This window comes from Rhodovulum viride (assembly GCF_003265965.1).
In the GTDB taxonomy this organism is placed as follows: Bacteria; Pseudomonadota; Alphaproteobacteria; order Rhodobacterales; family Rhodobacteraceae; genus Rhodovulum; species Rhodovulum kholense.
In genome coordinates this window covers 1-1122 of sequence record NZ_MUAV01000104.1, presented here as the reverse complement: position 1 = coordinate 1122, position 1122 = coordinate 1, and the positions used below count along the sequence as shown (strand labels likewise).

Genomic DNA, 1122 nt, shown 5'->3' with positions numbered 1-1122 from the left:
GCGCGCCATCGACGTGCGCGCCTGCAAGGACAACCCGATTGCCATCACCGAGGGCGCGTCCGGCGCTCCGAAGATCCTGCCCCGGGCAATGGATCAGTCCAATTACCTCGGGCGGTTCATCGGGACTGGCAGCCCGGTGACCATCAACCTGTTGGGGCTGGTCAACCCCAGAGTGGTCCGCTTCGACATCGCCTGCGGCTCTAGCGATGGCAACACCGGTTTTACGTTCGGGGTATCCAACGCCGCGTCCCAGAGCACCGGGTACTTGAGTCCGATCACCTCAGGTTTCCAAACGTTCACAAACCCCATGCAGGGCATGGCCACTTTCTACATGGACTTCGTTACTGGGGAGTGGCTTTGCGCCGCCAACTTCGGGGGCGGCCACGGGGTCGCCACCCCGGCTTACGCGCCTTTCCAAAACATCAGCTTCCGGGGTGCTGGCACACAGGGCGCTTACCTCTATGTCGCGGCACACTCAATCACGGGCCGGACATGACCGTGCGGATGTGTCGCCATGCTTGACGCAACCGACAATACGATCCGCACCCTGCTGGCGCTCCTCGGCGCGCTGGTGCTGGTCTGGCTCAGGACCGATGGCATGGCGGTGATCGCGCGCATGGGCATCGTGCTGGCCTCGGGCGCCATCGGCTATGTCGCGGGCCCCGAGATCGCCCTCTGGCTCGACATGCCCGAGCGCCTGACCATCGTCGGCGTGACCGTCCTCGGCCCGCTGGCGCTGGAAACCGCCGCCGCGGCGCTCCTCTGGCTCAAGCGCGACCCCACGCATCTCGCGGAAATGCTGCGCCTCTGGCGGGGCGGGAAATGAGCCTGCCCCTCTACCTCACCCTCACCGCCGCCATCTGGCTGGCGCTGATCGTCTGGCCCTGAGACCGGGCCCAGAGACCGGTCCGGAGGCCGACCGTTAATCAGGCGCTGCTTGAATAGGGCGCCCGGCACTGCGCCGACACCAATCATCCCTCAAATAGCCCAAGGAGGGCGAAATGCCGAACTTCATCCTGAAGTCCCTTCCCGCGTTGATTCCGAACTGGCGGGCGGTCCTGTGGCGGTCGCACTCGATGCGCGCGCTGATCCTCGGCGTGATCTGGACGGGCCTCGTCTCGA

General features: G+C 65.6%; 2 protein-coding genes. Both read left to right on the top strand.

The window, feature by feature from the left end:
* Nucleotides 1–496: hypothetical protein (locus tag BYZ73_RS23100; RefSeq protein WP_181498164.1), on the top strand; the 496-nt coding region annotated here is incomplete at its 5' end.
* 18 nt (nt 497–514) lie between these two features.
* Nucleotides 515–826, top strand: a complete 312-nt coding sequence (locus tag BYZ73_RS21215) for a hypothetical protein (protein WP_112317574.1) — start codon at nt 515–517, stop codon at nt 824–826.
* Nucleotides 827–1122: the final 296 nt, after the last annotated feature.